3 protein-coding genes are annotated in these 2,093 nt (G+C 30.0%); all 3 read right to left on the bottom strand.

Annotation, left to right across the window (positions count from 1 at the left end; all coding sequences use genetic code 11):
- On the bottom strand, positions 1 to 250 hold a 250-nt coding region (locus KKI21_03060; protein ID MBU4285178.1), incomplete at its 3' end, for a glycosyltransferase family 2 protein.
- Between the two features lie 3 nt (positions 251 to 253).
- A complete protein-coding gene (locus tag KKI21_03055) occupies positions 254 to 628 on the bottom strand; it encodes an EamA family transporter (GenBank protein ID MBU4285177.1) in 375 nt (124 codons plus the stop codon).
- 14 nt (positions 629 to 642) lie between these two features.
- A partial coding sequence (locus KKI21_03050) for a B12-binding domain-containing radical SAM protein (GenBank protein ID MBU4285176.1) occupies positions 643 to 2,093 on the bottom strand: 1,451 nt, incomplete at its 5' end.

Raw genomic sequence — 2,093 nt, 5'->3', positions numbered from 1 at the left:
CGGTATATTCTGTATTAATATTATCTAACGCCCAATTCATTCTTTCAGAATGGCTTATAGGAAGTTGGATTAAATCTATCTTATTTTTATATTCCTTTTCTAAAATTTGATAAGTTCCATCAGTTGAACCGCCATCAAGAAGTAAAATTCTTACAGGAGGCGAATTTAAATTTAACAAAGATTCCACGCAATTTACGATTGTTTCTTTTTTGTTAAAAACAGCTACTAAAATAGTTGTTTTTTTATTCATTTTTTAACTTTTAGCAATTAAAAATATTCCTATTGTGATAGCAATAGTGCCGATAATTCTTAATGTATTTATATCTTCTTTTAAAAAAAACCAAGAAAAAAGCATAATTACGATATATGTTGCAGCTAATAAGGGGAAAGCGTAGCTAAGTTCAAATTTAGTCAAAGTAAAAAGCCAAATAATAAAACCAAACGCATAAAGAAAAATGGCTGATATAATCCAATAGCTTTTTAGTAGAATTAAAATATTTTTGAATAAGCTTGCTATAGAATTAAATTCTTGAATTTGAGAAATTGATTGATTAACTCCTAATTTAAGTATTATTTGCCCAATACTTCCAGTAAGTAATAATAATAACAACAAAACATATTTAGACATAAAATTATACAAAATTATTTTTTAATAGGACGATTAAGCCATACATATCTATGAATAAACCCAACAAAATTTTTAAAGTTGCTTTTAAGATCATGGAATGATCGTATTTTTAGAGCGCGTTTTAGGATATAGGACGGTCTTAGATAAAAACTGCGTAATCCTTCATAGTGAGCTTGAAAAATTTCTTCACTAGATAGATGGGGATAGTCATAAACAGGGGGTTTTGATGGGTCGTATTGATTCCAATCTCTGGTTTTTAGGTATTTATTCTGGACTAAATAATCATAGAATGGCGTTCCTAGACATGGCTGGGCAATTCCCAATGTTATGTAATCAACATCAACAGATTTAGCAAACTCAATTGTTTCAGTCATTGTTTTTTTGGTTTCTCCAGGTAGCCCCAATATTAAAAAAAGCATAGTTTCTATACCCACACTTTTAACCATTGTGATGGCACTGCGAACTTGATCTAGTGTTATTCCTTTTTTAATATTTTTTAATATTTGATGATTAGCACTTTCCATACCAATGTGTATTATATAGCAACCAGCTTTTTTCATTTTTTTAAGTAGTTCTAAATCTCTACTTAACCCATTAGCATGATCATTGCATGACCAAGTAAGGTCAATTTTATTTTTAATCATTTCATCCATTAATTCATGTGTCCATTTTAGGTTTGATGTTAATCTTGCGTCGTTCCAGAAAACTTCCCTATATCCTAACTGTTGAATCCATTTTAATTCTTGAATAACATGTTTAACGCTACGTGTTCTGTACTTGCCCCAAAAATAAGGTTGACAGCAGAATGTGCATTGTCCAACACATCCTCTGTTCGCCATAATTATCGCTAACGGCTGTCGTTTAGCAACAGGGTTGCGGTAGATATGAATAGGTATTTTATCATGAGAAGGCATTCCTAAATCCTCTAAATTTTCAATATTGGGCTGAGCCGCATTTTGTTGTATTCTACCATATTTATCGCGATAGCATATACCAAGGACATTGGTTGGATTATATTTATTTTTAATAAGATTCAATATTACTAATTCAGGTTCATTATATACAGCGACATCTAAATTTTTATTATATTTTAAGATTTCTTTTGGAATTCCCATAACATGCACACCTATAGCTACAGTAATAATATCTTTAGAGATTTCTTTAACGATATTGGCAATTTTCAAATCATCGTAAATTGTTGTGATTGAAGTGGAAAAAACAACCATCCTTGGTTTTTCTTTTTTAATTATTTGATAAATATCTTGAAATTTTTTTTTAGTATTATTTAAATCATAGATAGCAGAATCAAAACCATTGTGTTTAAGGCAACCAGATATAGTCATTAAATCTAATGGTGGCCAAGCAAAATCAGCTTTATTAGCACCGAATCCTCCCATAATTCTTTGATTGCCAAACTGACTAATTGCAGGTGGTTCAATGAAAAGATTTTTCATAATTATTTTTG

Source organism: Patescibacteria group bacterium, from assembly GCA_018897295.1.
Taxonomy (GTDB): Bacteria; Patescibacteriota; Minisyncoccia; order RBG-13-40-8-A; family RBG-13-40-8-A; genus JAHILA01.
This window is presented reverse-complemented; position numbering and strand designations above follow the sequence as displayed.

Coding starts and splice junctions, on each gene's coding strand:
- KKI21_03055 (MBU4285177.1), bottom strand. CDS start 628: ATGTCTAAATATGTTTTGTTGTTATTATTATTACTTACTGGAAGTATT.